The following is a 23,303-nucleotide window of genomic DNA, read 5'->3' on the forward strand; positions in this document are numbered from 1 at the left end:
GGAGGCTTAGGGGCTTTCGAAAGCCACCTTCGCGGTTTTGAATTTCGTGACGATCGACTAACGGGGCGGGCATGGTTCATTCGAGATCGGCCCAGCGGCCACTTTCTAAACCCAGCCTATCGCTCATGCTCGCGATAGTGATGATAGTGCTTCTCTGGGTTGCAGGCGGTGCTTCGCGTGCTGATGCCATGGGGCAAGTCGTGGTACGAGCAGGTTCGTGGGTGATCCTTGCCACTTTGATTTTTGCAAGCCCGCGGCCTGCATTGGATGGCCTGCGTCCAGTGTTGCTCCTGATCCTTGCTGCGATCGCATTGCCGATGCTTCAGTTGGTTCCGCTACCGCCGGCCTTGTGGCAAGCGCTGCCTGGTCGTCAGATCCTCCTGATTCCGGGTGAAGCCGTGCCGTGGCGCCCTTTGACAATGACGCCAGGTGCAACGCGTAACGCCCTTTTCTCGCTGGTCGTACCGGTCACGATGTTTGCACTGCTGGTTAGTGCAGACCCCCGGGTGAATCGCTGGATGCCGGGCATGCTGCTGACCATGATCGGCGCTGCGGTTATCCTAGGGCTTCTGCAATTCTCGGGTGCGGGCTTTAATAGTCCTTTTCTCAACGATACGCCCGGGATCGTCAGTAGCATTTTCGCCAATCGCAATCATTTTGCGCTCTTCTTGGCAATCGGTTGCCTAATAGCTCCGGTCTGGGCGTTTCTTAATCGTGACGCATTGCGCTGGCGTGGTCCGTTGGCCGCCGGGCTAGTCTTGCTTTTTGAGCTTACGATTCTCGCAACAGGATCGCGTAGCGGCATGCTGCTGGGCGGTCTGGCCCTGGCGTTGGCGCTCGTGCTTGTCGGCAGGCGTTTGCGGCGACGGCTAAGAGGGGGACCGAGTTGGCTCCTGCCGGCACTGGCTGTGCTGGCGATCATAATTGTCGCTGGTTTTGTTATGCTGAGCTTTGCAGCCGACCGTGCTGATGCAATCAACCGCCTGATCGCGCTCGAAAGCGATCAGGACATGCGGTCGCGGGCGATGCCGACCCTGCTGTCGATGATCGGCCTGTACTTCCCGTTTGGATCAGGCCTAGGCGGCTTTGATCCCGTATTCCGCATCCACGAACCGTTCGCCCTTCTCAAGCTCACATATTTCAACCAAGCACATAACGACTTCCTTGGCATCTTGTTGGACGCGGGCATTTTTGGTGTTGCTGTGCTGGCCGCAGCTATCATGTGGTGGCTGGTGTCCACGATCCGTGTCTGGCGATCGGATAACGACGGAGCGCTCTTGGGGCGCTTGGGTTCGGCGATTATTTTCCTGATCCTCGCTGCCAGCGTTACTGATTATCCGGCACGGACACCGACGTTCATGGCTGCCATTGTCATCGCGGCAGTCTGGTTGGCACGAGCTCGTCCAATCCGTTCGCAGGCCGCTTTACCGTTGTGATCCCTAAAACTATAGAGCGGTGGCATTCTCCCCTCTTCTGCGGAACCCTCACGCGCATGCGCTTTACAATCCCTGCCTTGTGCCTTGCGCTCGTGGCGACTGGCTGCGCCTCTCACGAGCCGTTGCAGTCGACCGGCAGCCTGACCGTTATCGAGGGCACGGGTGTTCTGCCGCCACCGAACCGTGGCGACCTTATCGCCGCCGACCGGCCCGCTTTGATCGGGCCACTGGATACGATCGAAGTCAGCGTGTTCGGCATTACCGAATTGGATCGGGAGATGCTGGTAGACGCCAGCGGTCGTATTGCGATGCCGTTAGCTGGCACCATCGATGCACGTGGCAAGACTGCCGCCGAATTGGCGGGCTTGATCGAGGCGGCGCTGCGCGCGCACTACGTCCGCAATCCGCAAGTGACCGTGAATATCAAAAGTTCGGTTAGTCAAGTCGTGACAATTGATGGCTCGGTCGTTGAGCCGGGTCTTTATCCGGTTACAAATCAGATGACCCTCATGCGCGTAGTTGCATCTGCAAAGGGACTTACCGAGTTTGCCCGCCAGGACGACGTTGTTATCCTGCGAACCGTGGGTGAGCGTCGCATGGCCGGTCTCTATAACATCGCAGCGATCCGCCGTGGCGCCTATGACGACCCGTCCGTCTACGCCAATGATGTCATTATCGTCGGCGACTCCCCGCAGCGGCGACTTTTCCGCGACCTTGTTTCGGTGTCGCCGCTGATTGCGGCGCCGCTGATCGCCGTGCTGCAGTAAGGCCTACCGATGAACACGCTCAGTCCTACGCTTCGCCCTGGTCTATCGCCAAGTGCGCTTTCGGCGTCTGCAAACAACGACAAGATGCCCATTATACGTCAGTATTTGCGGATCGCGTTACGTTGGCGGTACGTTATCCTAGGCGCGATGGCTGCGTTCGGTATTCTCGGCCTGATCGCTACATTGCTGATGACGCCCAAGTTTACCGCAACCTCGACGATCGAAATTTCACGAGAATCGAGTCAGGTTACTAATTTCCAGGGCGTTGAGCGAGAGGCCGGCGTTGCCGATCAGGAGTTCTATCAGACTCAATATGGCCTGTTGCGTTCGCGAATGCTTTCCGAACGCGTGGCTACGCAGCTTCGCTTCGTTGATGACAAAGCGTTCTTCGAACGATTTGGTGTTAATCAGGATGCTGCAGCGTTCAAGCAGATTAATGGCCGCTATGCTGCGGCGGGCCGTGCCGAACGGCAGCGCATTGCCGGCGAAATTCTGCTGAACAGCCTTGTTATTGCTCCGGCACGTTTGTCACGCCTTGTTGAAATTCATTTCACCAGTCCGGACCCGGTCTTTTCGCAACGCGTTGCAAACGCTTGGGCGGAAAATTTCATCCAGACCAATCTAGAGCGAAAGGTTCAGGCAACTTCGTACGGCAGGAATCTGCTTCAGCGTGAATTGGCTCAGACCAAGGAGCGCCTGGACCAGTCGCAACGGCAGCTTGTGGCCTATGCCGAGCAGCAGCGGATCATCAATCTGCCCGCGCAGGGGACTGGCGACAATCAGACCAGTGAACGGTCGATCGTAGCCGACGAACTTGCCTCGCTAAATAGTGCGCTGTCCCAAGCGATTGCTGAGCGGATCGCTGCTGAGGCGCGTTTCCGAGAGGCTGGGCGGGGCGGTCAGTCGAGTGAAGCCTTGCGGAACCAAGCGATCAATTCGTTGCGCCAGCGCCGCGCTGAACTGGCTGCCGAGTATCAGCGGCTGATGGTGCAGTTCGAGCCCAGCTATCCACCGGCGCGTGCGATTCAGTCGCAGCTCAATCAGCTTGATCTTTCGATTAGCCGTGAAGAAAGTCGGGTTTCGGGAACAGTTGAAGCCGAATACCGTCAGGCCGCCGAGCGGGAGAATGTTCTGCGGAAGCGCGTTGAAGGGCTGAAATCCAGCTATCTAGACCTTCGTCGCCGTAGCATTCAGTATAATATCTATCAGCAGGAGGTAGATACCAATCGCGCGCTGTATGATGGCTTGCTTCAGCGCTTCAAGGAAATCGGCGTTGCTGGCGGTGTGGGTGTAAACAACGTTGCGATCGTAGATCCTGCCGATGTTCCGCAAAAGCCGTCTAGCCCGCGTTTGCTGCTGAATTTGGCTGTTTCCCTCCTGGCGGGGCTGGTACTCGGCGCAGTTCTTGCTTTCGCGCTTGAGCAAATGGACGAAGCAATTGCCGACCCTGGTGAAGTGGAGCGCCGGCTTGGTCTGCCGCTGCTTGGTTCCGTGCCAAGAGTTGACGATGTCGAGCCGCGTGAAGCGCTGATGGATCGGAAGTCCGATCTTGTCGATGCCTATCTCGCGATCCAAACGAGCCTTGGTTTTACCACCGAGCATGGGGTGCCGCGGTCGCTATCGGTTACGTCTACAAGACCGGCTGAAGGCAAGTCGACTACAGCCCTTGCCATTGCGACGCTCCTGTCGCGCTCGCACAAGAGGGTTATTTTGGTCGATGGCGATATGCGCTCTCCGTCGGTGCATCATCTGGGTGGTGTCGATCATGATCGAGGCTTGTCGAACTTCCTTGCCGGCCAAGATGATATCAACCAACTCACGTTTGATATGCGCGACTTGGGGTTCACGGCCATGTCTGCTGGGCCGATCCCGCCGAATGCTGCCGAACTGCTTACTGGTCATCGCCTAGAATTGTTGATCGCCCGATTGCTTGAGACCTACGATCATGTCGTGATCGACAGCCCGCCGGTAATGGGACTGGCCGACGCCCCGTTGATTGCGAGCCGGGTAGAAGGCGTAGTGTACGCTGTGGAATCGCACGGGATTCGCTCCAGTCTAGTCAAGACGGCGCTTCAGCGATTGCTCGGTGCAAATGCGCATATCCTGGGTGGTGTTCTTACCAAGTTCGAGGCACGCAAAGCCCATTACGGCTATGGTTATGATTATGGCTATGGCTATGGTCGTGACAAAGGATGATGTCAGCGGCTCGGTCCCCCCGTCGGTCAACGAAGCGCCCGCTTGCTGAATGGGCGCTTCGTGGTGGGCTTGCTGCCCTTGCTGGTGTCCTTGGCGTTGTTTCAACGATGCAAACAGCGGCCTTTGCCATCCGCAAGTCGAATATTGAGCGAGCATATGCTCTAGCGCCTAACGACGGTCGAATTGCGGGCGAGTTAGCTGAGCAGATTGCGGCGGGTACTCCGCTTGCCGACCAGCGTGCGCGTTCGACCCTGCTCGCCCGGCAAGCGCTTATCGACGAAGCGCTCGCAGTTCCGGCGCTGACTGCCCTTGCTCTTAACGTCCAGCTTCGTGGCGACACCGCTGCCGCGCGCAAGCTGTTCGTCCATTCGGATGCCCTGTCACGCCGTGAACTCGGCACGCGTTTGTGGCTGATCGAAGATGCTGTCGGCCGCAACGACGTTGCCGGCGCTCTGCACCATTACGATATCGCGTTGCGGACGGAAAAAGCGGCACCTGCGCTTCTTTTTCCGATACTTTCCGAAGCAATTTCTGATCCTGCACTGGCGCAGGCATTGAGCACCACAATTGCGGCTCGTCCGCCGTGGAGTGAAGCATTCATCGGGTATCTTGCTGCAGTCAACAAGGCGCCTGTTGTCAGTTCGGTCTTTCTTCGTCGTCTTGCCGAACGCGGCGTACCAATTTCCCAGGCGGCGCAGATCAGCATGGTCAATGCCCTTGTCAACTCAGGGAAGCTCGAGGATGGCTGGGCATATTATGCTTCGTTTCATAAGGGTGTAGCGCGCGATCGATCGCGCGACCCTGAATTTGTTTCAAGCGTCGAGACGCCTGCAGCATTTGATTGGGTTCCGGTTGCGAACGATACTGGTATCAGCGCGTCGATCCAAAGTTTGGCAAAGGGTGGGGTTTTTGATTTTGCCGCTTCCTCAACTGTAGGAGGTGCAGTCCTCCAACAAACTCAACTCTTGCCTTCCGGACGTTACCGTCTCGAAGGTGTGAGCGCTGGGATTAGTCAGGCGCTGGGTGAGCGGCCCTATTGGCAGCTTATCTGCACTGATGGCCGTGAAATAGGGCATGTGGAGATGCCCGCTTCGGATCAAAACGGCGGACGCTTCGCTGGCGACATGGCCGTTGGGGCCGATTGCCCTGCTCAGATGCTGCGTCTGGTCATACGACCATCGTCCAATATCGGTGGGGTGAGCGGTCAAATCGAGCGCGTGCAACTCGTTCCTGCTATACAGGGGCGCTAATCCACTACTGCCGATGATCCAGTGGCAGAAAATTTCCAAGACCGTGTGCATTTGTCCGTGAACATGCTGGAAATATGTCTGGCCAGTTAGCCGCATCGTCAATTGCATGGGTGTGGCGTCAAGCGCATGAATATGCAGGGCTTGGCTGTTCCAATCAAAAAGGCAGTTATTGCTAATCGTACCGCTGGCGCTATCGAGCAGAATGAGCGCACAGATTTGTTCGTGTCGCCGGATCCGCATCGGATCAGGCGGCGCTGCGGATCGTCTGAGATACAAGGGAAATAACGTTGAGCGGGAAGAAGGTCGCACTCATCACCGGCATCACGGGCCAGGACGGTTCGTATCTGGCCGAATTGCTGCTGAAAAAAGGCTATGAGGTGCACGGGATCAAGCGGCGCGCGTCGCTGTTCAACACCCAGCGCATCGATCATATCTATCAGGATCCGCACGCGCCCTCGCCCGATCTGAAGCTGCATTACGGCGACCTGTCCGACACGTCGAACCTGACGCGCATCATCCAGGAAATCCAGCCTGACGAGGTCTACAATCTCGGCGCGCAGAGCCATGTAGCGGTAAGCTTCGAGGCGCCCGAATATACCGCCGATGTCGATGGCCTTGGTACGCTGCGCTTGCTTGAGGCGATCCGTTTCCTGGGCCTTGAGAAGAAGACGCGCTTCTATCAGGCATCGACCTCGGAGTTGTACGGCCTGGTGCAGGAAATCCCCCAGCGCGAGACGACGCCCTTCTATCCGCGCTCGCCCTATGCCGTCGCAAAGCTCTATGCGTATTGGATCACGGTCAACTACCGCGAGGCGTACGGCATGTATGCCTGCAACGGTGTGCTCTTCAATCACGAGAGCCCGCGCCGCGGCGAGACGTTCGTGACCCGCAAGATCACCCGCGGCCTCGCCAATATCGCACAGGGCCTAGAACCCTGCCTGTACATGGGCAACATCGACTCGCTGCGCGACTGGGGCCATGCCAAGGACTATGTCCGTATGCAGTGGATGATGCTGCAGCAGGACCAGGCCGAGGATTTTGTCATCGCCACCGGCGTGCAATATTCGGTGCGCGAGTTCATCACCTGGTCGGCCGCGCACCTCGGGATCACCTTGCGGTTCGAGGGTGAAGGTGTCGATGAGATCGGTATCGTCGACAAGGTCGAAGGCGAGGATGCGCCGTCGGTGAAGACGGGTGACGTTCTCGTCCGTATCGATCCGCGCTATTTCCGCCCGGCCGAGGTCGATACGCTTCTGGGCGATCCAACGCGCGCCAAGGACAAGCTGGGTTGGGTTCCCGAGATCACCGTGCAGGAGATGTGCGAGGAAATGGTCGCCGAGGATCTGAAGTCGGCGAAGCGCCACGCGCTGCTCAAGCAGCACGGCTATGCGCTGCCCGTCTCGCTCGAATCGTAAGGAATACCCATGCGGATTTTCGTGGCCGGACACCGCGGCATGGTCGGCAGTGCGATCGCGCGCAAGCTGACCGAACGCGGCGTCGAGGTGGTGACACGTACGCGGACCGAGCTCGACCTTACCGATCAGCATGCGGTGCGTGATTTCTTCGTGGCCGAGGCGGTTGATGGGGTCGTGCTTGCGGCGGCCAAGGTAGGCGGCATCCATGCCAACAACACCTATCCGGCCGACTTCATCTACGAAAATCTGATGATCGAATGTAATGTCATTCATCAGGCGTTCGCGAGTGGGGTTCGTCGACTTCTGTTCCTCGGTTCGTCGTGTATCTATCCCCGTGCGGTTGCTCAGCCGATGCGCGAGGACGCCCTGCTGACCGGCATCCTAGAGCCGACCAACGAACCTTACGCGGTCGCTAAGATCGCAGGGATCAAGCTGTGTGAAAGCTACAACCGACAGTATGGGACTGACTATCGCAGCGTCATGCCCACGAATCTTTATGGGCCCGGTGACAATTTCCACCCCGAGAACAGCCATGTGATGCCGGCGCTGATCCGGCGCTTTCATGAGGCGACCGAGGCAGGAGCCAAGCAGGTCACGATCTGGGGCACGGGCACGCCGCGCCGGGAGTTCCTGCATGTCGACGACATGGCAGAGGCGTCACTGTTTATCCTCGATCTACCGCCCGAGCTTTATCAGGCCAACACCGAACCCATGCTGAGCCACATCAATGTCGGTTATGGCGAGGATGTGACGATCGCTGATCTGGCGCGGCTCGTTGCGCAGGTTACCGGATTCGAAGGCGAGATCGTGTTTGATGCGACCAAGCCCGACGGTACGATGCGCAAGCTGATGGACTCGAGCAGGCTCGAGGCCATGGGCTGGAAGCCATCGGTCGCGCTCGCGGATGGCGTACGTGAGACGTATCGCTGGTTCCTCGACCATGTGGCAACCGCCGGACGCTGAACCCTTTTCACCCATGACCGCCGTCGGGTGGCCATGGGTGCGCTATGCGAAAGGCACCGATCGGTGTATGACGCCGTCGATGCGTTCGATCCTGTCTGTCGCCTTGTTCCTATGCGCTGCTCCTGCCATGGCGCAGGACCGCTATTCAGACCAGCAGGATCAGGCACCGCCCGTCCAGCAGCCGCTCCCCGAAACCCGCCAGGGTGAAACGGCCCGCTCGGCGGCCGGCCAGGCCGGTCAGCGACAGACCCGCGAGCAGATCGCGCAGGATGCCGGCATCGAACCGATGGCGCGGATCAATGGGCGGATTCAGAACCGGGTGCAGTCGCGGATACGCAACCGGATCGACCGCTATTACAACCCGCAGGCCAATGCGGCATCGCCGTTCGAGGTCGCCGGTGAACAGGCGCGTGCCGCCGGGCGGTCGCGGCGGTGATCGTCCGGGCGGGCCGCCGGTGCCCGTCCGACCATTTCCTACTCGAAAGCACGAATGGGCGCGGTCGTCTGCCAGCACCCCGTGCGGACAGGCCCGGTTTTCCGTCGCATCTTCGTGCTTTCGAGTAGAAATACCCCATGACCCGCAAGCCTCCCGCTCCGCGTACCCCCACCCGTCCGCAAGGCGACCTGTTCCGGCTCGACAGCCCGCTGACCGCCGAAATTCGGGGCGAGCGGTCGCTGATGGCGTTCCCGTTCTTCGCGCTGGCCAAGAATGCGTGGATGAAGCCGCTGACCTATCAGGCGAACAACGTCACGATCGAGGTCCGCCCGTCGGCGAGCGGGGTCGCGACCATCTATGACAAGGAAATCGTTCTCTATATCGCCAGCCTGATGCTGGCGAAGATCGAGGTGGGTGAGAGCGTCACCCAGGATTTCGTCTTCACCGCGCATGATCTGTTCACGGTGACCGGGGCCAATCACTCGGCCCGGTCGTACGGGCGACTGTCGGAGGCGCTGGAGCGGCTGCAGGGTACGCAGATCAAGACCAACATCGAAGCGGGCGGTGAGGGCGAGGAAGGCTTCTTCTCGTGGCTGTCCGAGGCCAAGCTGCATTATTCGCGCACGCGCGGCGGCGAGCGGCGGCTGAAGGCGGTCAAGGTGCGGCTGTGCGACTGGCTGTTCCGCGCGATCCTGCTCGACCGGCACGTGCTCGACTATGCCGCGGCGTATTTCCAGCTCGGCCCGATCGAGCGGCGCATCTATGAAGTGGCGCGATCGAGCGGTGAGGAGCGGTTGGAAACCGACCTCGCGACGTTCCGCCTGCAGATCGGCTACCAGAACCCCCTTCCTAATTTCCGCAATGCTTTGAAGCAGATAGCGGCGGCCGACAGCATCCCCGACTATCGGCTCGAGCTGATCGAACAGGCGATGGACGAGAGCGATGCCCCCCGGCGTGGGCGGCGCAGCGCACCGGTGCAGGTGGTGCTGACCCGGCGTCCGGCGCAGCTGGGCGGCAGTGATTCGGAAGCCGGCGAATCACCCGCTGGTTGAGCGGCGCATTTCCTACCCGAAAGCACGAAGTTGCGCGGCGTATTCCTATCCGAAAGCACGAATCGACAGGCGCTTTCCTACTCGAAAGCACGAATCGAACGGCGGAGTTTGCGCCGAAACGGGTGCAATTTCGGCTTTCTTACTCGAAAGCACGAACCGGGAACGCTTCCGATGTTGGATTTCATCTGCAAAGGTCGCGTCAGCAGTCGGCAGCGGGGCCGGCAGATGAGGGAATAGCCGTGACCACATAAAGGAAAGCCCGGCACGAAGGCCGGGCGTCCCAAGGGTATTTGGAGCGACGTCGCCAAACGTCGAACTCATCTCAACAGGTTCTCCAAATACCCCCGATCGCTTGCCGGTTCAAGGACGCGCGCTTCGCGCCACGCCCCTTTTTTGCAAAAATGGTCCCGGCCCCGGACAAGGGGGACGATGATGGCGCTCATTCTGGCGCAGGCGATTGCGCGCATCGGCGCGCTGGACCAGGGCGCGCGCATCGGCGTGGTGGGGAGCGGTACGGCGACCGAACCGCGGGCACCGCGCCGCGGCGGCCTGCATCGCACCGGCATGCCGGTACGGCGCGGCAGCGTCGAGGCGGGGACGGTCGAGGACAATTTCTTTGCGGTGCCGGCCAAGGGCGAGACCGACCGGCTGCTGCGCGCCGCGCGCGCCGCGCTGGATGCCGGTCGCCGTGCCCGTCGCACCGCGCGCGCGGAGGGGCGGATGCTGGACGCAGCCGAGGCGGCGCTGGCCGGCCTCACCGCAGCCGCCGTGCGTGTGTTCGAGGAGATCTGCACGCTCGCCCGGCTGAATGCCGGCAAGGTCTTTCCGACCTATGACCATCTGGCCCGGGCGACCGCGCTCGGCCGGGCGACGGTGGCGCGGGCGCTGTCGGCGCTGGAGACGGCGGGGTTCCTGATCCGCCAGCGGCGCTTCTGCCGCACGACTGGCAGCGGCCCGCGCTATCGCCAGACCTCGAACATCTATCGCGCACTGCTGCCGGGCAAGCTGCTGCGCTTGCTGCCGCGCAGCCTGCACCCAGCACCGCTTCCGTGCGACGCGATCGTGCATCAGGCGGAAGCGGTAGCCGAGCTCGCGGCGATGCGCGCGACGCTCAGTTGCAAGGAGCTGGCCGAAGTCACGCTGGGTGGTGCGCTTGGTCGGGTGTTGGCTTCCCTCGGCGCAGCTATCGATCGTGCCGCGTGCGAGTCTCATTCCGATCCGCAACCGCTATCAGAGTCTTATCATAGGACGACAAATGTCGTTGGCCTTGCCGGCCAACGGCACCAAGCCTGACGGCTATGATGAGGAAAGAGCAGCACGCATCCAAAAGCCGACCGCCAGCGGAACCTGCGGGGCGCACCGGCTTGCGCCGGCGCGATGCTCTCCGGCGAGAGCAGGTGGCTTCGGGGGTGGCCATTGCGAAGGCCAGTGCCGGTGGATCAATGCGGCACGACGCCCAGTTCGACGCCGGTCTTGTCGTGGAGCGCGAAGCGGTCGATCAGATCGGCGCTGGCGCGGTTATAGCCGATGACGGTGACGGTCGCGCCCTGCTGGCGCAGGCGGGCGACGATCTTGTCGAGCGCATCGACGCCGGAAATGTCCCAGAAATGCGCCGCCGACACGTCGATCATGACCAGCCCCGGCGCTTCCACGGCGAAGGCGCGGCGGAAGCGGTCGACCGAGGCGAAGAAGATCTGCCCGCTCACCCGGTAGGTCACGCCGGCCGCATCCTCGGTCCGCTCGACCGCGAACATCCGCTGGACTTTCCCTGCGAAGAACACGCCCGACAGCAGCACGCCGGCGAGCACCCCCAGCGACAGGTCGTGCGTCGCGACGACGACCGCGACGGTCACCAGCATGACGATCGAGGAGGTCGGCGGGTGGCGCCGCAGATTGGCGATCGAATTCCAGCTGAACGTGCCGATCGACACCATGATCATCACCGCGACCAGCGCCGGCATCGGCACCCGCCCGACCCAGGGGCCGAGCACGGCGAGCAGGAACAGCAGGAACGCGCCCGCAACGAAGGTCGACAGCCGCCCGCGACCACCCGAGGTCACGTTGATGACCGACTGCCCGATCATCGCACAGCCGCCCATGCCGCCGAACAGCGCGGCGACGATGTTCGCGCCGCCCTGGCCCGCACATTCCTGCGCCTTGTCGCTGTCGGTGTCGGTCATGTCGTCGACGATCTGCGCGGTCAGCAGCGATTCCAGCAGGCCAACGGCCGCCATGGTCAGCGACGTGGGCAGGATGATCCAGAGCGTCTCGAGCGTCAGCGGCACCTGCGGCAGCGCGAAGCTCGGCAGCCCCTCGGGCAATTGCCCCATGTCGCCGACCGTGTTGACCGGCAGGCCCATCGCGATGCTGATGCCGCTCAGCACGAGGATCGCGACCAGCGGCGACGGCACCGCGCGGGTGATGCGCGGCAGCAGGTAGATGATGGCGAGGCCGAGTGCGATCAGCGCATAGCTGTGCCAGCTGACCCCGGTCAGCTGCGGCAGCTGCGCCAGGAAGATCAGGATGGCGAGCGCGTTGACGAAGCCGGTGATGACCGAGCGCGACACGAACTGCATCACCCGGTCGAGCCGGAGCAGCCCGGCGGCGATCTGGATCAGCCCCATCAGGATGGTGGCGGCGAACAGATACTCGACGCCGTGGTCGCGGACCAGCGGCCCCACCAGCACCGCGACGGCGGCGGTCGCGGCGGAAACCATGCCCGGCCGGCCGCCCAGAAACGCGATCGTCATCGCGATCGCGACCGAGGCGTACAGGCCGATGCGCGGGTCGACCCCGGCAATGATCGAAAAGCCGATCGCTTCGGGGATCAGCGCCAGCGCGACGACGACCCCTGCGAGCACGTCGCGGCGGATCTGGACGGCGCCGCCGAACCATTGGCGGCGGTAGGTTGCAAAATGGAACGTCATGGAAATTCCACATCGGGCCGCAGCGCGCATCACTCGGGCGCGGATCATGGCTGCGGGGGATGTTGTCCGGCGGATCGGCGGCCGGAATAGCCACCCGGAATTGCACCGGGTCCTTGCGAATGGTGCGCCCATAGCCGCAAGCGGGCGGTGCGGGCAAGGTGCCGCGTTGGTCCGCCAACATCCGCAACCTGCGCGTAGGTTATACGTTCTGCCCGGCGGTCGACCCCTGTGTCCCGCCGCCGTGGTTTCGCGGTTCGGGGCGCCCCCATCCGACAAGCGCCCGCGACCATGGCGAGAACGAGGCCGAACATGCAGGATTACAAGACGGTGCTGGCTGGCAAATGCCCCTTTGGCGGCGACCGGATCGGCGGCACCATCGGCACCCCGCCGACGCTGGCCGACTGGTATCCCGACCGGCTGCGCATCGAGCTGCTCGCCCGCAATGCCCCCTCGGCCAACCCGCTGGGCGCCGATTTCGATTATCCGGCGGCGTTCGCAAAGATCGACCTCGCCGCGCTGAAAGACGAAATCAAGGGCTTCCTGACCAGCTCGGTCGACTGGTGGCCATCCGACTATGGCAATTACGGGCCGCAGATGATCCGCATGGCGTGGCATTCGGCCGGCAGCTACCGCATCGCCGACGGGCGCGGCGGTGCGGGTGAGGCGATGCAGCGCTTCGCCCCGATCGAAAGCTGGTGGGACAACGGCAATATCGACAAGTCGCGCCGCCTGCTGTGGCCGATCAAGGCGAAGTATGGCGCGTCGCTGTCGTGGGCCGATCTGATCGTGCTGACCGGCACCTGCGCGCTGGAGATCATGGGCTTTCCGACCTACGGCTTTGCCGGCGGGCGCGAGGATGCGTGGATTGCCGACGACGCGACCTATTGGGGTCCGGAAGTGTGGGACCCCGAGCATATCGAATCGTTCGATTCGATGACGATGCGCGACAAGCGCTGGCGGGGCCAGAATGGCGATGCCGATTACGACCTCGAACAGCCGCTGGCCGCGTCGAACCAGGCGCTGATCTACGTCAATCCCGAAGGGCCGTATGGCAAGGGCGATCCGGAAGCATCGGCGCGCGATATCCGCGTGACCTTCACCCGGATGGCGATGAACGACGAGGAGACGGTGGCGCTGATCGCCGGTGGTCACGCGTTCGGCAAGAGCCACGGCATGGTCCCGCCCGATCGCATCGGCGCGCCGCCCGAAATGGCCCCGGTCGAGGCGATGGGCCTGGGCTGGCATAACCCTGAAGGCAGCGGCAACGCCGAAAACACCATGACCAACGGCATTGAGGGCAGCTGGACCCAGCACCCGACGCGCTGGGACAATGACTATCTCCACAATCTGTTCGGCAACGAATGGGAACAGACGCGCAGCCCGGCGGGCTCGCTGCAATGGACCCCGGTCGACAAAAACGCGCCGCAGACCCCCGACGCGCATATTCCGGGCAAGACCCATCCGCTGATGATGATGACCAGCGACATCGCGCTGAAGGTCGATCCGGTCTACCGCGCGATCTGCGAGCGGTTCCTGAACGACTTCGATTACTTCACCGAGCAGTTTTCGAAGGCGTGGTACAAGCTGACCCACCGCGACATGGGGCCGCGTGAGCGCTATATCGGGCCGGAGGCGACGATCGCCCCCGACCTGCTGTGGCAGGACCCGATTCCGGAGCGCGACCATGCGCTGATCGATGCGGGCGACGTGGCCGCGCTGAAGCAGACGATTGCGGGCACTGGCCTGTCGGTGTCGGACCTCGCCTATACCGCGCTGTCGGCCGCACTCCCCTATCGCGACAGCGACAAGCGCGGCGGCGCGAACGGTGCGCGCCTTGCGCTCGCCCCGCAAAAGGACTGGGACATCAACGCCCGTACCCGCCCGGTCATTGAGGCGTTGCAGGGCGTGAAGGCCGCGTTCGACGGTGGCGCGGGCGACAAGCGCGTGTCGCTCGCCGACCTGATCGTGCTGGGCGGCGTCGTCGCCATCGAGCGTGCGGCGGCCGATGCCGGCCACGCGGTCGAAGTACCGTTCACCGCCGGGCGGCGCGACACCACCGACGAGCTGACCGATGCCGACAGCTTCGAATGGCTGCGCCCGGTCGTCGACGGCTTCCGCAACTATACCGACCCGCATTTCGCCGAGGTGACGGCGGGCCGTGTCGCGCCGGAACAGCTGTTCCTCGACAAGGCGGCGTTGCTGCGCCTGAGCGTGCCCGAATGGGCGGCGCTGACCGGCGGCCTGCGCGTGCTGGGCGCGAACTGGGACGGCAGCGAGGCGGGCGTGTTCACCGATCGCCGCGAAACGCTGACCAACGACTTCTTCGTTACCGTCACCAGCATGGACCATGTGTGGGCGAAGGCCGACGAGGCCGGGCAGCGTTTCGCGGTCAACGACCGGGCATCGGGGAACAAACGCTACGACGCGACCCGTTACGACCTGATCTTCGGCGCCAACAACCAGCTGCGCGCGGTGAGCGAGGTCTATGCGGCGGTGGACGGGCAGGAACGCTTCGTGCGCGACTTCGTGGGCGCATGGGACAAGCTGATGACCGCCGACCTGTTCGGCGAGGCACGGGCGCACCGCATCGGGTAAGGGACACGCTTGTGGCCCTGGACCCCCGCCTGCGCGGGGGTACGCTCCAGTAATGCTCGCAACGCAAAACGGTGGCCTTCCCTTGTCGGGAGGACCGCCGTTTCGCTGTTGGCTAAAGCAAACCGATCAGAAGCGGAAGCTCGCGCCTGCGCGGAACTGACGGCCGATCAGGCCGGCATAATGCCACGTCGTCAGGAAGTTCGGCGCGCTGGCATAGGCGGCCGGGGCCAGCGGAGCCTTCACGTCGAACAGGTTCTTCACGTTCAGGAAAAACGAGAAGTTGTCGTTGACCTTCGCCGTGCCGTTCAGGTCGACGTTGATGAACGATTTGACGTAGCAGAACTGTTGGTTCTGCGGGGCCGAGCGGGTGTAGAGATTGCCGGTAGCGCAATCGCGCGGCAGGTTCTGGTCCTCCGACACCGCCTTGATCCGGCTGACATAATAGGTCGTCGCCGACAGGGCGTAGGGCCCGACCTGCAACGTGTTCTGCCAGTTGCCGCGCCATGCCGGCGTGCCGTTGCCCGACGACAGGTTGTACGGCCCCATCGTCCCGGCATAGTTCTGGACGTTGCCGTTCGCCTCACCCGCATTGAGGTTGTATTCGAGGATGTGGGTCACCTCGACGCGGCTCGTGAAGTTCGCGTCGTCCGCGATCGGCGCGGTCAGCGTCGCCGCGAAATCGATGCCCGACGTGGTCGAGTAATTCGCGTTCACATAGGGCACGTTGATGATGAGCACGCGCGGCAGCGCGTTCGGGAAGTTCGGATCGACCGCATCGACGCTGTTGACCGAATACCCCTGCCCGATCGCCGCGACCGCGGCCTGTGCGGCGGCGAGGTTGGCCGAGTTGTAATAGGCCTTGACCGCATCGCCGACCAACGGGCCGCTGACGATCAGGTCCTTCTTGCGCACATTATAGTAATCGACGGTGAAGCTGAACCAGCGGACGGGCTGGAAGATCATGCCGGCGGTGAAGCTGCGCGAGATTTCCGGCTTCAGGTCGGGATTGCCCGCCGACCCGCGACCCAGCGAATATTGCAGGTTGTACGGGTTGCCGTTGGCCGAACACGACGTGGTGGTGCCGGTCCCGCCATGCTGCAGGATGAAGTTGCACGGCGGCGTGGTGGTGACGAAGCCGGCATATTGGCTGCGTGCGCCCGATTCCGCAAAGGTCGGCGCGCGGAAGCCCTCGCTATAGGTGCCGCGGAACGCCAGTTCGCGGATCGGCGTGAACTTCACCCCGACCTTGGGCGAGAAGTGGCTGAACCCTTCCGAATAATGGTCGTAGCGGCCCGACGCGTTCACTTCGAGCTGCTTGACGATCGGGGCGCCCAGTTCGAAATACGCCGCCGACACGGTGTGCGCGCCGAACGCCGAAGCGGTCGTCAGGCCGTACGTGTCGAGGTTCACGTTCTGGTTGTTGTTTTCCAGCGTCTCGCGCCGCACCTGCCCGCCGATGGCGAGCTGGAGCGGGCCGCCCGGCAGGTCGAGCAGGCGCGCGCTGAGTGACGCATCGGCCGATGCCATGGTCGAGAAGGACGGCGTGACCTTGTCCGGGGCGATCAGGTCGCGCACCGCCTGGCTGTTCGCCTGCGGATTGACGAAGTTGTACGAGCCCGTGTTGATCGCGCGCAGCAGCTGCTGGATGTTCAGCAGGCCGTGCTGGGTGATCTGCATCTCGTCACGGGCGTACACGCCGTCGACGCGCCACGCGAAGCGTTCGTCGTCGAACGATCCGGTCAGGCCGGCGGCGGCACGGTACACTTCGTTCTTGCGGTCGCTGCCACCGGCGATGTCGCCGAACATGTAATAGATGCGCGCGGCGCTGGCCGTCGGATCGGCACCGGCCACCGCGAACGGGTTGTTCGGGTTCAGCTGGCGATCGGCGGCGGTGGCGCAGTTGGTGCCGGCCGAGCAGATGTACATCGGCAGGACGATGCCCGGGTTCGCCGATGCGACCGACGGTGCCGCGCCGAAGGGCTGCGTCGCGCGGATGACCGACGGCGTGCCGTTGATGCTGACGTCGCTGCGGCTGTAGCTGGCGGTGACATAGCCTTCGGTCGTGTCGCTCAGGCGGACGCTGAGGCGCGCGTTCAGCGCATAGCGTTCCTGCAGCGGCTGAATCTGGCGATACAGGTCGACCAGGTCGTACTTGCAGCCGGTGCCCTGGACCGCGGTCGTGTTCAGGGTGAAGGTGTCGCGGGCGCAGTTGCCCAGGCCCAGCGCGCGATACTGGCTGGTCAGCGGCGAACCGGCCGCACCGCTCAGCGGGTTGTTCAGGTCGGTCTGGCGAACGCGCGTGACATAGGCGGTGGGGACATTGACCGTCAGCGAATTGTCCGACGGGTTGTTGTCGAGACCGCCGATCGAGGTCAGGTCCTGCGTGTTGTACGGGAAGCCGCGGCTGTGGTTCGAAACCCGGCCGTCGCGCTGATATTCGCCGTTGATGAAGACGTTCCAGCCATGGGCGTCATAGTCGCCGGTGCCAATCGTCAGGTGCGCGCGCTGGTGCGAGGCATCGCCGCGTTCCGCCACGCCGCCTTCGACCAGGCCGTCGATGCCGGTGAAGTGCTTCTTCAGGATCACGTTGACCACGCCGCCGATCGCATCGGCGCCATAGGTCGACGATGCGCCGTCCTTCAGCACTTCGACCTTGTCGACCAGGCTGAACGGGATCGAATTGAGGTCGACATAGGCGTTGCGGCCGTCATCGTTCAGCGGGAAATTGGCCGAACGCAGCCCGTCGATCAGCACCAGCGTCGACGATACGCCCAGGCCACGCAGCGACACGGCCGAACCGCCGGCCGAAAAACCGCTCTGGAAGCCGGTGCCGATCGAACCGGCGCCATCGGCCGAGATCGAGCGGATCGCGTCCGACACGTTGGTGATGCCGGCCTTCGCCAGCGTGTCCGACGTCAGCACGGTGACCGGCGAGGGGGTTTCGCTGTCGGTGCGGCGCAGCAGCGAGCCGGTGACGACGATCGTGTCGTCGGCGCCCTGGTCGGCAGTGCCCTGCGTCGTCGTCGGGTTCGTCGCCTGGTCGCGCGCATCAAGGGTGCCGGGCGTGGCGGGCGTGGTCTGCGCGGCGACGGGGCCGGCGATCAACGCGGTGGCAAGCGCACAGGTGGCGGCACCCGCGACGAAGCGCGAGCGACCGAAAACGATCTTCATAGGTTGTATTCCCTCCGGTCGAGGCGAACGATCCCCCCCGAACCGCCGCGTCATGCGCGACAGATGTTCGAGTGTCTCACCCGAGTAAAGCAGGCCGATACAAGTCCTAACATATTGTAACGATATGTTGCCCGAACGACACACCATTGTAATACATCGCGTATCGGGAGGGCATATGGAGACACGCAGGGCAGCGATCGCGGATGCGGAGGGGATGCACCGCGTGCTGCGCGCGATCATCGCCCGAACCGGGCGCGAACGGCCAAGCGACGTGGCGTTCGTGACCAACCACTATATCGCCAACCCGGCCGGCATATGTTGCACGGTGGCGATCGATGCGGCGGGCGAGGTCATGGGGTTCCAGTCGCTGGTCCGGGCGGAGGCGGGCAACCGTTACGCCGTGCCGCCGGGCTGGGGCATCATCGGCACCCATATCGCCCCGCACGCCCACCGGCAGGGCGTGGGAGCCGCGCTGTTCCGCGCTACCCACGCGGCGGCACAGGCGGCAGGGCTGACCAAGATCGACGCCTATATCGCGGCCGACAACGCCGGCGCGCTACGCTATTACGAGGCGATGGGCTTCCGCACCTATCGCACGCCCGAGGGCATTGTGCAGAAGGTCTGCACGCTGGGGTGACGGCCGGGCGCTAATAGTCCCGCGCGGCGTCGAACCATTGCAGCGCCAGCGCATCGGTGGTGCCCAGCGCCGTCGCCGCATCGGCACGGCCCAGCTGCCACACCGCGTCCGCCAGCGTCTCGCGCTCGGTGGTTTCGATCCCCTTCACCTTGTTGAAATGCAGGGTAAAGGCGGTGATCGCCGCCTGAACCTCAGCCAGCGCCGTCGCCGCCGCGATCGCGGCCTGTGCGGTGTCGAACGCGGCATTGGCGGCTTTCGCCCGGCGGGGCGGCCAGGCGGCGAACGGCCGACCATATTCGCGCGCCCACCAGTCGGGCTGGCGCAGCTTTGCGATCCGGGCGTGGGTGGCGAACGGGCGTTGCCTGGCGCGGGCGTTCAGTTCGCGGCGCAGGCGCTTGCCGACGCCATCGTCGATATCGATCGCGATGAAGCCGTCCAGATCGGGCCAGGTGGCAAGCGGCGGCAGGCCGCTGAGGTCGGGCATGTCGCGAAGCTCAAGCCCCGTCAGCTGCGGATGATCGGCAAGCCGGTCGAGATCGGCGATCGCGCCCCTGAGCGTCAGCGAGCGCAGGTTCGGGAAGTGGGCAAGGCAGCACAACGACACCGGCTGCGCCAGCGGGTCGTTCCATAGCGTCAGGCGCTCGACCTGCTCGAGCACCCCCCGCGCCGGCAGATCGACCGGCCGGTTCGCGTCGCGTCGCCGGGTGGCGGGGGCGAGGGTCAGATATTTCGGGGCCACCCCCTCGCACGAAAAGCGCGAAAGATCGCCTTCCAGCTCCAGCGTGAAATGCGGCGATGCCGACCGGTCGGGCAGGATCAGGTGCAGCCGACCGCCCGGTTCGGTCAGGTGCAGCCTTAGCTTGTGGAGCCGGGAATCGCGCGCATCGATCGTTCGGTCCCCGGTCAGCAGCGGGACCCATGTCGCATCCTCGATGCTGCGGGTGCGTGCCCAGTCGAACAGCCCGCCATCGCTGCCGGTATAGGTGATGAAGCGCGGCCACGGATAATCGGAGAGCGTGCGAAACGGGTCGAAGACGTGCCAGTCGATCCGATCGTCCGCCGCGACCACCAGGTCGACCTGCCGGCCGGGCGATGCCGGCCCGATCGACAGCGATCCGACCCCCGGCTCCCTCACCAGCACATGGCTCTGCGGGCCGGTCAGGTCGATCGAATGACGTTCCCAACCTAATTGTCGCTTGTCCATTCCACCCCCGCTGTGGTTGCCGCACGCGCTGAACCGTCGAGGCGGCGAAGGCGTTGCGTTGGTTTCGCAACCCATCTTGCGCACTTCGCACGAAGCCAATCGCGTGCTCGCCGGTTTCCCCTCCCGAACCCGTTTCGCGAAGGACATCCCATGCAGATCGCCGACCTCATCACCGACACGCTGGTCGCCGCCGGCGTGGAGCGCATCTGGGGCGTGACCGGCGACAGTTTGAACGCGATCAACGACAGTCTGCGCCGCTCGGGCCAGATCGACTGGATGCATGTCCGCCATGAAGAGGTCGCCGCCTTTTCGGCGGGCGCGGAGGCCGCCGCGACGGGGAAGCTGGCGGTGTGCGCGGGCAGCTGCGGGCCGGGCAACCTGCACCTCATCAACGGGCTGTTCGATTGCCAGCGCAACCGCGTGCCGGTGCTGGCCATCGCCGCGCATATCCCGTCGAGCGAGATCGGCCTGAACTATTTCCAGGAGACGCACCCGACCGAGCTGTTCCGCGAATGCAGCCATTTCTGCGAGATGGTGCAGACCCCCGAACAGTTGCCCGAACTGCTCCATCGGGCGCTGCGCACCGCGATCGGGCAACAGGGCGTGGCGGTGCTGGTGATTCCCGGCGATGTCGCGCTGAAGGACGCGCCGAAGGGCACGCGCGCCGACTTCGCGGCCCCCCTCCCCCCGCGCATCGTGCCGCAGGCGGGGGAAATCGAGCGCCTCGCCGAACTGCTCAACGGATCAGCGGCGGTGACTTTGCTGTGCGGCGCGGGTGTGGCGGGGGCGCATGACGCGGTCGTCGCGCTGGCGGCGAAGCTGAAGGCGCCGATCGTCCATGCCTATCGGGCTAAGGAATGGATCGAATGGGACAACCCCTACGACGTCGGCATGACCGGGCTGATCGGTTTTTCGTCGGGCTATCACGCGATGATGGAATGCGACACGCTGCTGATGCTCGGCACCGATTTCCCCTATCGCAACTTCTATCCGGACAAGGCGAAGGTTGCGCAGGTCGACCGGGACCCCTCGGCATTGGGGCGGCGGGTGCAGATCGACATCGGCATCGTCGGCGATGTGGCAGAGACGGCGGCGGCGCTGACCCCGCTGATCGCGCCCGGCCGTGACGAGGGTTTTCTGACCAGGGCACGCGCCCATTATGCCGATGCGCGCAAGGGTCTGGACGACCTCGCCACCCCGCGCGACGGCGACAAGCCGCTGCATCCGCAATATGTCGCGCGGGTGATCGATGCGGTCGCTGCCGACGATGCGGCGTTCACCGTCGATGTCGGCACCCCGGCGGTGTGGGCGGCGCGCTATCTGACGATGAACGGCAAGCGGCGGCTTACGGGCTCGTTCAACCACGGGTCGATGGCGAACGCGATGCCGCAGGCGCTGGGCGTGCAGGCGGCGTTTCCCCAGCGGCAGGTCGTGTCGCTGTCGGGTGATGGCGGGCTGACCATGCTGATGGGCGACATGCTGACCGCGGTGCAGATGGGGTTGCCGATCAAGATCGTCGTCTTCAACAATTCGACCCTGGGCTTTGTCGAGCTGGAGCAGAAGGCGGCGGGCTATGTCGACACCAATGTCGCGTTGAAGAACCCCGATTTCGGGGCGATCGCGGCGCAGATGGGCTTTTTCGGACGCCGTGTGACCCGGTCGGACGAACTGGAGGACGTGTTGCGCGCCGCCTTCGCCCATGACGGCCCGGCGCTGGTCGATGTCGTGACCGAGACGATGGAACTGGCCATGCCGCCCAAGATCAAGGCGGAACAGGTGAAAGGCTTCAGCCTCTACACGCTCCGCGCGATCATGAGCGGGCGCGGCAACGAGGTGATCGAGCTGGCGCGGGCGAATTTGTTGCGGTGAGGGTGGCGGGGGCCCTCACTATTCGGTCAGCTTGTCGAAGAAATCGGTAACCTGATCGCTGAGCCGCTCCATGGTGCGGGCATGGTTTTCCGCGGGCGACTGGTCTTCTTCCCAAGTGTCGAGCGGATGATACCAGACACTGCCATCACAGCGAGCAACCGAAAAATAGTTGCCGCCGCCATCCATGCCGAACACCAGATGATCGGCAGGGATCAGCTGTTGCTGCTGCAACGCGGTGTTGACGCGCACGATATCCTGTCCGGCGGGTTCCAATCCTTCTTCCGGGATGGGGAAGAGATAGTCCATGGCATAGTCATCCCCGGCATCGCTGACGAACAGCGATCGTTCCATGACACTACCATTCTGACGACGGTAGATTGCGAGAAGGGTATCCGGGATCGGGCCTATCACGCGTTCGGTGGACATGACGTCGTGATCGGACAGCGACGACGAGCCGAATGTGGTGTGCAAAGCCATGCTTCCCACTTCTCGATACGAGGTACGGTAGAATCTCCGGCATTCTGGAATGTTGCAGGCGGTGCAGCGAAGGAAATCGACGAGCTAACCTGTCGATTTAGGACATCTGGCGAAGTGTGACTATCGTTGCCGGCTAGCGGTGTAATCCCATGGCCGGGACCCGCTATAACTCGGGACATGTCGGCCGATGCCTATCTACAGCAGGTATCTTTCCCATTTCCCGGTCTGGTCGCGGAAAATATGGCTTTTCTCGATCATCCAGCGGCCATCATGCAGGCTGAGGATGTGACGGAATCTGTCGCCGAACTGCGTTTGCTTCCGCACATGGATCGTCACGTTCGAACGACCGGCTTCGACCCTCTCGATCAGGTCACACTGCGGATCGTGATCGGGCGGAAACCCGACATCGGGCCCGGCCATGCGCCCTGCATCGGAGCGGTAGCCGTGGACATATTCGTCGAAGATCGCGCGAAGATCGTGTCTGGCCTGCTCCGCATGCTGCGACCAATCGGATTGGATGAGCGGGAAATAATAAAGTTCCCACCGGTTCATCACCGTTTGGAATTCGACGAACCTGTTTCGTGCTGCTGAAGCGTCCGCCACGATATATTCCCGGATTGATGCCATTATCGATCGGATATGGAAAATACGTCAGGCGTATCTGCCCTATCAAATATGATGCGATTTCCAACCGTCAGAAATTTCGTCAAATATCTGTCTTTTGGAGAGGCGCCAGTCATCTCCTTTTCGCGTGAATATGTAACGAAACCTATCTTTGAAACCGACATGGGTCTGAACGTTCAGTGTCGCTGACGTGCTCCCCGGGAATCATGCCACTGGTAAGTTAGCTCGTCAGATGGAGACGAGCGATGCGGCGAGGCCGTTTTACCGAGGATCAGATCATAGGC

The 23,303-nt window shown here is 63.1% G+C and carries 18 protein-coding genes and 1 other annotated feature; of the genes, 12 read left to right on the forward strand and 6 right to left on the reverse strand.

The window, feature by feature from the left end; all coding sequences use genetic code 11:
• The first annotated feature begins 71 nt into the window (after positions 1–71).
• The 9 genes from ASE67_RS17210 to ASE67_RS17250 all read left to right on the forward strand — a co-directional run bounded on the left by ASE67_RS17210 (position 72) and on the right by ASE67_RS17250 (position 10,808).
• The gene (locus tag ASE67_RS17210) at positions 72–1,436 is read left to right on the forward strand and encodes an O-antigen ligase family protein (RefSeq protein WP_082457240.1); all 1,365 of its coding nucleotides are present in this window, start codon (positions 72–74) and stop codon (positions 1,434–1,436) included.
• Positions 1,437–1,492: 56 nt separating this feature from the next.
• The gene (locus tag ASE67_RS17215) at positions 1,493–2,203 is read left to right on the forward strand and encodes a polysaccharide biosynthesis/export family protein (RefSeq protein WP_082457241.1); all 711 of its coding nucleotides are present in this window, start codon (positions 1,493–1,495) and stop codon (positions 2,201–2,203) included.
• 9 nt (positions 2,204–2,212) lie between these two features.
• The gene (locus ASE67_RS17220) at positions 2,213–4,399 is read left to right on the forward strand and encodes a polysaccharide biosynthesis tyrosine autokinase (protein ID WP_200922254.1); all 2,187 of its coding nucleotides are present in this window, start codon (positions 2,213–2,215) and stop codon (positions 4,397–4,399) included.
• Positions 4,400–4,506: 107 nt separating this feature from the next.
• A complete protein-coding gene (locus tag ASE67_RS18345) occupies positions 4,507–5,649 on the forward strand; it encodes a hypothetical protein (protein WP_156348698.1) in 1,143 nt (380 codons plus the stop codon).
• A gap of 287 nt (positions 5,650–5,936) precedes the next feature.
• Positions 5,937–7,064 carry a GDP-mannose 4,6-dehydratase gene (gene gmd, locus ASE67_RS17230; protein WP_055764151.1) on the forward strand — a complete coding sequence of 376 codons (1,128 nt, stop codon included), beginning with the start codon at positions 5,937–5,939 and terminating at the stop codon, positions 7,062–7,064.
• Between the two features lie 9 nt (positions 7,065–7,073).
• Complete coding sequence (gene fcl, locus ASE67_RS17235; protein WP_055764153.1) at positions 7,074–8,027, forward strand: GDP-L-fucose synthase; 954 nt, start codon at positions 7,074–7,076, stop codon at positions 8,025–8,027.
• Positions 8,028–8,094: 67 nt separating this feature from the next.
• Complete coding sequence (locus tag ASE67_RS17240) at positions 8,095–8,463, forward strand: hypothetical protein (RefSeq protein ID WP_156348699.1); 369 nt, start codon at positions 8,095–8,097, stop codon at positions 8,461–8,463.
• Between the two features lie 137 nt (positions 8,464–8,600).
• Positions 8,601–9,515, forward strand: coding sequence for a replication initiator protein A (locus ASE67_RS17245; RefSeq protein ID WP_055764158.1), 915 nt, complete (start codon positions 8,601–8,603; stop codon positions 9,513–9,515).
• Between the two features lie 432 nt (positions 9,516–9,947).
• Positions 9,948–10,808 carry a helix-turn-helix domain-containing protein gene (locus ASE67_RS17250; RefSeq protein ID WP_055764160.1) on the forward strand — a complete coding sequence of 287 codons (861 nt, stop codon included), beginning with the start codon at positions 9,948–9,950 and terminating at the stop codon, positions 10,806–10,808.
• A 146-nt stretch (positions 10,809–10,954) separates the two neighbouring features.
• Here ASE67_RS17250 and ASE67_RS17255 read toward each other — a convergent pair whose 3' ends face one another.
• Entirely contained in the window at positions 10,955–12,442 is a 1,488-nt protein-coding gene (locus ASE67_RS17255) for a SulP family inorganic anion transporter (RefSeq protein ID WP_055764162.1), read from the reverse strand.
• A gap of 60 nt (positions 12,443–12,502) precedes the next feature.
• Positions 12,503–12,558, reverse strand: a sequence feature (sul1 is cis-regulatory element that is thought to sense ions involved in sulfur or methionine metabolism; They are found in Alphaproteobacteria).
• Between the two features lie 193 nt (positions 12,559–12,751).
• On the opposite strand from ASE67_RS17255, the gene katG reads away from it, so the two are divergent.
• Positions 12,752–15,037: a catalase/peroxidase HPI gene (gene katG / locus ASE67_RS17260; protein ID WP_156348700.1), complete on the forward strand. Its 2,286-nt coding sequence runs from the start codon at positions 12,752–12,754 to the stop codon at positions 15,035–15,037.
• Between the two features lie 126 nt (positions 15,038–15,163).
• On the opposite strand, the gene ASE67_RS17265 is transcribed toward katG, so the two are convergent.
• Positions 15,164–18,208, reverse strand: coding sequence for a TonB-dependent receptor plug domain-containing protein (locus ASE67_RS17265; protein ID WP_055764167.1), 3,045 nt, complete (start codon positions 18,206–18,208; stop codon positions 15,164–15,166).
• Positions 18,209–18,383: 175 nt separating this feature from the next.
• Here ASE67_RS17265 and ASE67_RS17270 point away from each other — a divergent pair, with 175 nt between their 5' ends.
• The gene (locus ASE67_RS17270) at positions 18,384–18,845 is read left to right on the forward strand and encodes a GNAT family N-acetyltransferase (RefSeq protein WP_055764170.1); all 462 of its coding nucleotides are present in this window, start codon (positions 18,384–18,386) and stop codon (positions 18,843–18,845) included.
• A 10-nt stretch (positions 18,846–18,855) separates the two neighbouring features.
• On the opposite strand, the gene ASE67_RS17275 is transcribed toward ASE67_RS17270, so the two are convergent.
• A complete protein-coding gene (locus ASE67_RS17275; RefSeq protein WP_055764173.1) occupies positions 18,856–20,049 on the reverse strand; it encodes a hypothetical protein in 1,194 nt (397 codons plus the stop codon).
• Positions 20,050–20,199: 150 nt separating this feature from the next.
• Between ASE67_RS17275 and poxB the strand changes: the two genes are divergently transcribed.
• On the forward strand, positions 20,200–21,918 hold the full coding sequence (gene poxB, locus ASE67_RS17280; RefSeq protein WP_055764174.1) for a ubiquinone-dependent pyruvate dehydrogenase: 1,719 nt from the start codon (positions 20,200–20,202) through the stop codon (positions 21,916–21,918).
• Between the two features lie 18 nt (positions 21,919–21,936).
• Here poxB and ASE67_RS17285 read toward each other — a convergent pair whose 3' ends face one another.
• The 3 genes from ASE67_RS17285 to ASE67_RS18875 form a co-directional block, all read right to left on the reverse strand.
• Positions 21,937–22,395 (reverse strand): SMI1/KNR4 family protein, encoded by a 459-nt coding sequence (locus ASE67_RS17285; RefSeq protein WP_156348701.1) that lies wholly within the window; start codon positions 22,393–22,395, stop codon positions 21,937–21,939.
• Between the two features lie 195 nt (positions 22,396–22,590).
• Positions 22,591–23,022: an NTF2 fold immunity protein gene (locus ASE67_RS17290; protein ID WP_082457245.1), complete on the reverse strand. Its 432-nt coding sequence runs from the start codon at positions 23,020–23,022 to the stop codon at positions 22,591–22,593.
• A gap of 42 nt (positions 23,023–23,064) precedes the next feature.
• On the reverse strand, positions 23,065–23,199 hold the full coding sequence (locus ASE67_RS18875; RefSeq protein ID WP_443025614.1) for an NTF2 fold immunity protein: 135 nt from the start codon (positions 23,197–23,199) through the stop codon (positions 23,065–23,067).
• Between the last annotated feature and the right edge of the window lie 104 nt (positions 23,200–23,303).

Origin of the sequence: Sphingomonas sp. Leaf23 (assembly GCF_001421585.1) — a bacterium.
GTDB lineage: Bacteria > Pseudomonadota > Alphaproteobacteria > Sphingomonadales > Sphingomonadaceae > Sphingomonas.

Bases quoted from the DNA above. Each gene is read 5' to 3' on its own strand.
- ASE67_RS17290 (WP_082457245.1), bottom strand. From the start codon at position 23,022: ATGGCATCAATCCGGGAATATATCGTGGCGGACGCTTCAGCAGCACGA.
- ASE67_RS17210 (WP_082457240.1), top strand. From the start codon at position 72: ATGGTTCATTCGAGATCGGCCCAGCGGCCACTTTCTAAACCCAGCCTA.
- ASE67_RS17240 (WP_156348699.1), top strand. From the start codon at position 8,095: ATGACGCCGTCGATGCGTTCGATCCTGTCTGTCGCCTTGTTCCTATGC.
- ASE67_RS17255 (WP_055764162.1), bottom strand. From the start codon at position 12,442: ATGACGTTCCATTTTGCAACCTACCGCCGCCAATGGTTCGGCGGCGCC.
- katG (WP_156348700.1), top strand. From the start codon at position 12,752: ATGCAGGATTACAAGACGGTGCTGGCTGGCAAATGCCCCTTTGGCGGC.
- ASE67_RS17250 (WP_055764160.1), top strand. From the start codon at position 9,948: ATGGCGCTCATTCTGGCGCAGGCGATTGCGCGCATCGGCGCGCTGGAC.
- ASE67_RS17270 (WP_055764170.1), top strand. From the start codon at position 18,384: ATGGAGACACGCAGGGCAGCGATCGCGGATGCGGAGGGGATGCACCGC.
- ASE67_RS17285 (WP_156348701.1), bottom strand. From the start codon at position 22,395: ATGGCTTTGCACACCACATTCGGCTCGTCGTCGCTGTCCGATCACGAC.
- ASE67_RS18345 (WP_156348698.1), top strand. From the start codon at position 4,507: ATGCAAACAGCGGCCTTTGCCATCCGCAAGTCGAATATTGAGCGAGCA.
- poxB (WP_055764174.1), top strand. From the start codon at position 20,200: ATGCAGATCGCCGACCTCATCACCGACACGCTGGTCGCCGCCGGCGTG.
- fcl (WP_055764153.1), top strand. From the start codon at position 7,074: ATGCGGATTTTCGTGGCCGGACACCGCGGCATGGTCGGCAGTGCGATC.
- ASE67_RS17215 (WP_082457241.1), top strand. From the start codon at position 1,493: ATGCGCTTTACAATCCCTGCCTTGTGCCTTGCGCTCGTGGCGACTGGC.
- ASE67_RS17220 (WP_200922254.1), top strand. From the start codon at position 2,213: ATGAACACGCTCAGTCCTACGCTTCGCCCTGGTCTATCGCCAAGTGCG.
- ASE67_RS17265 (WP_055764167.1), bottom strand. From the start codon at position 18,208: ATGAAGATCGTTTTCGGTCGCTCGCGCTTCGTCGCGGGTGCCGCCACC.
- ASE67_RS17245 (WP_055764158.1), top strand. From the start codon at position 8,601: ATGACCCGCAAGCCTCCCGCTCCGCGTACCCCCACCCGTCCGCAAGGC.
- ASE67_RS17275 (WP_055764173.1), bottom strand. From the start codon at position 20,049: ATGGACAAGCGACAATTAGGTTGGGAACGTCATTCGATCGACCTGACC.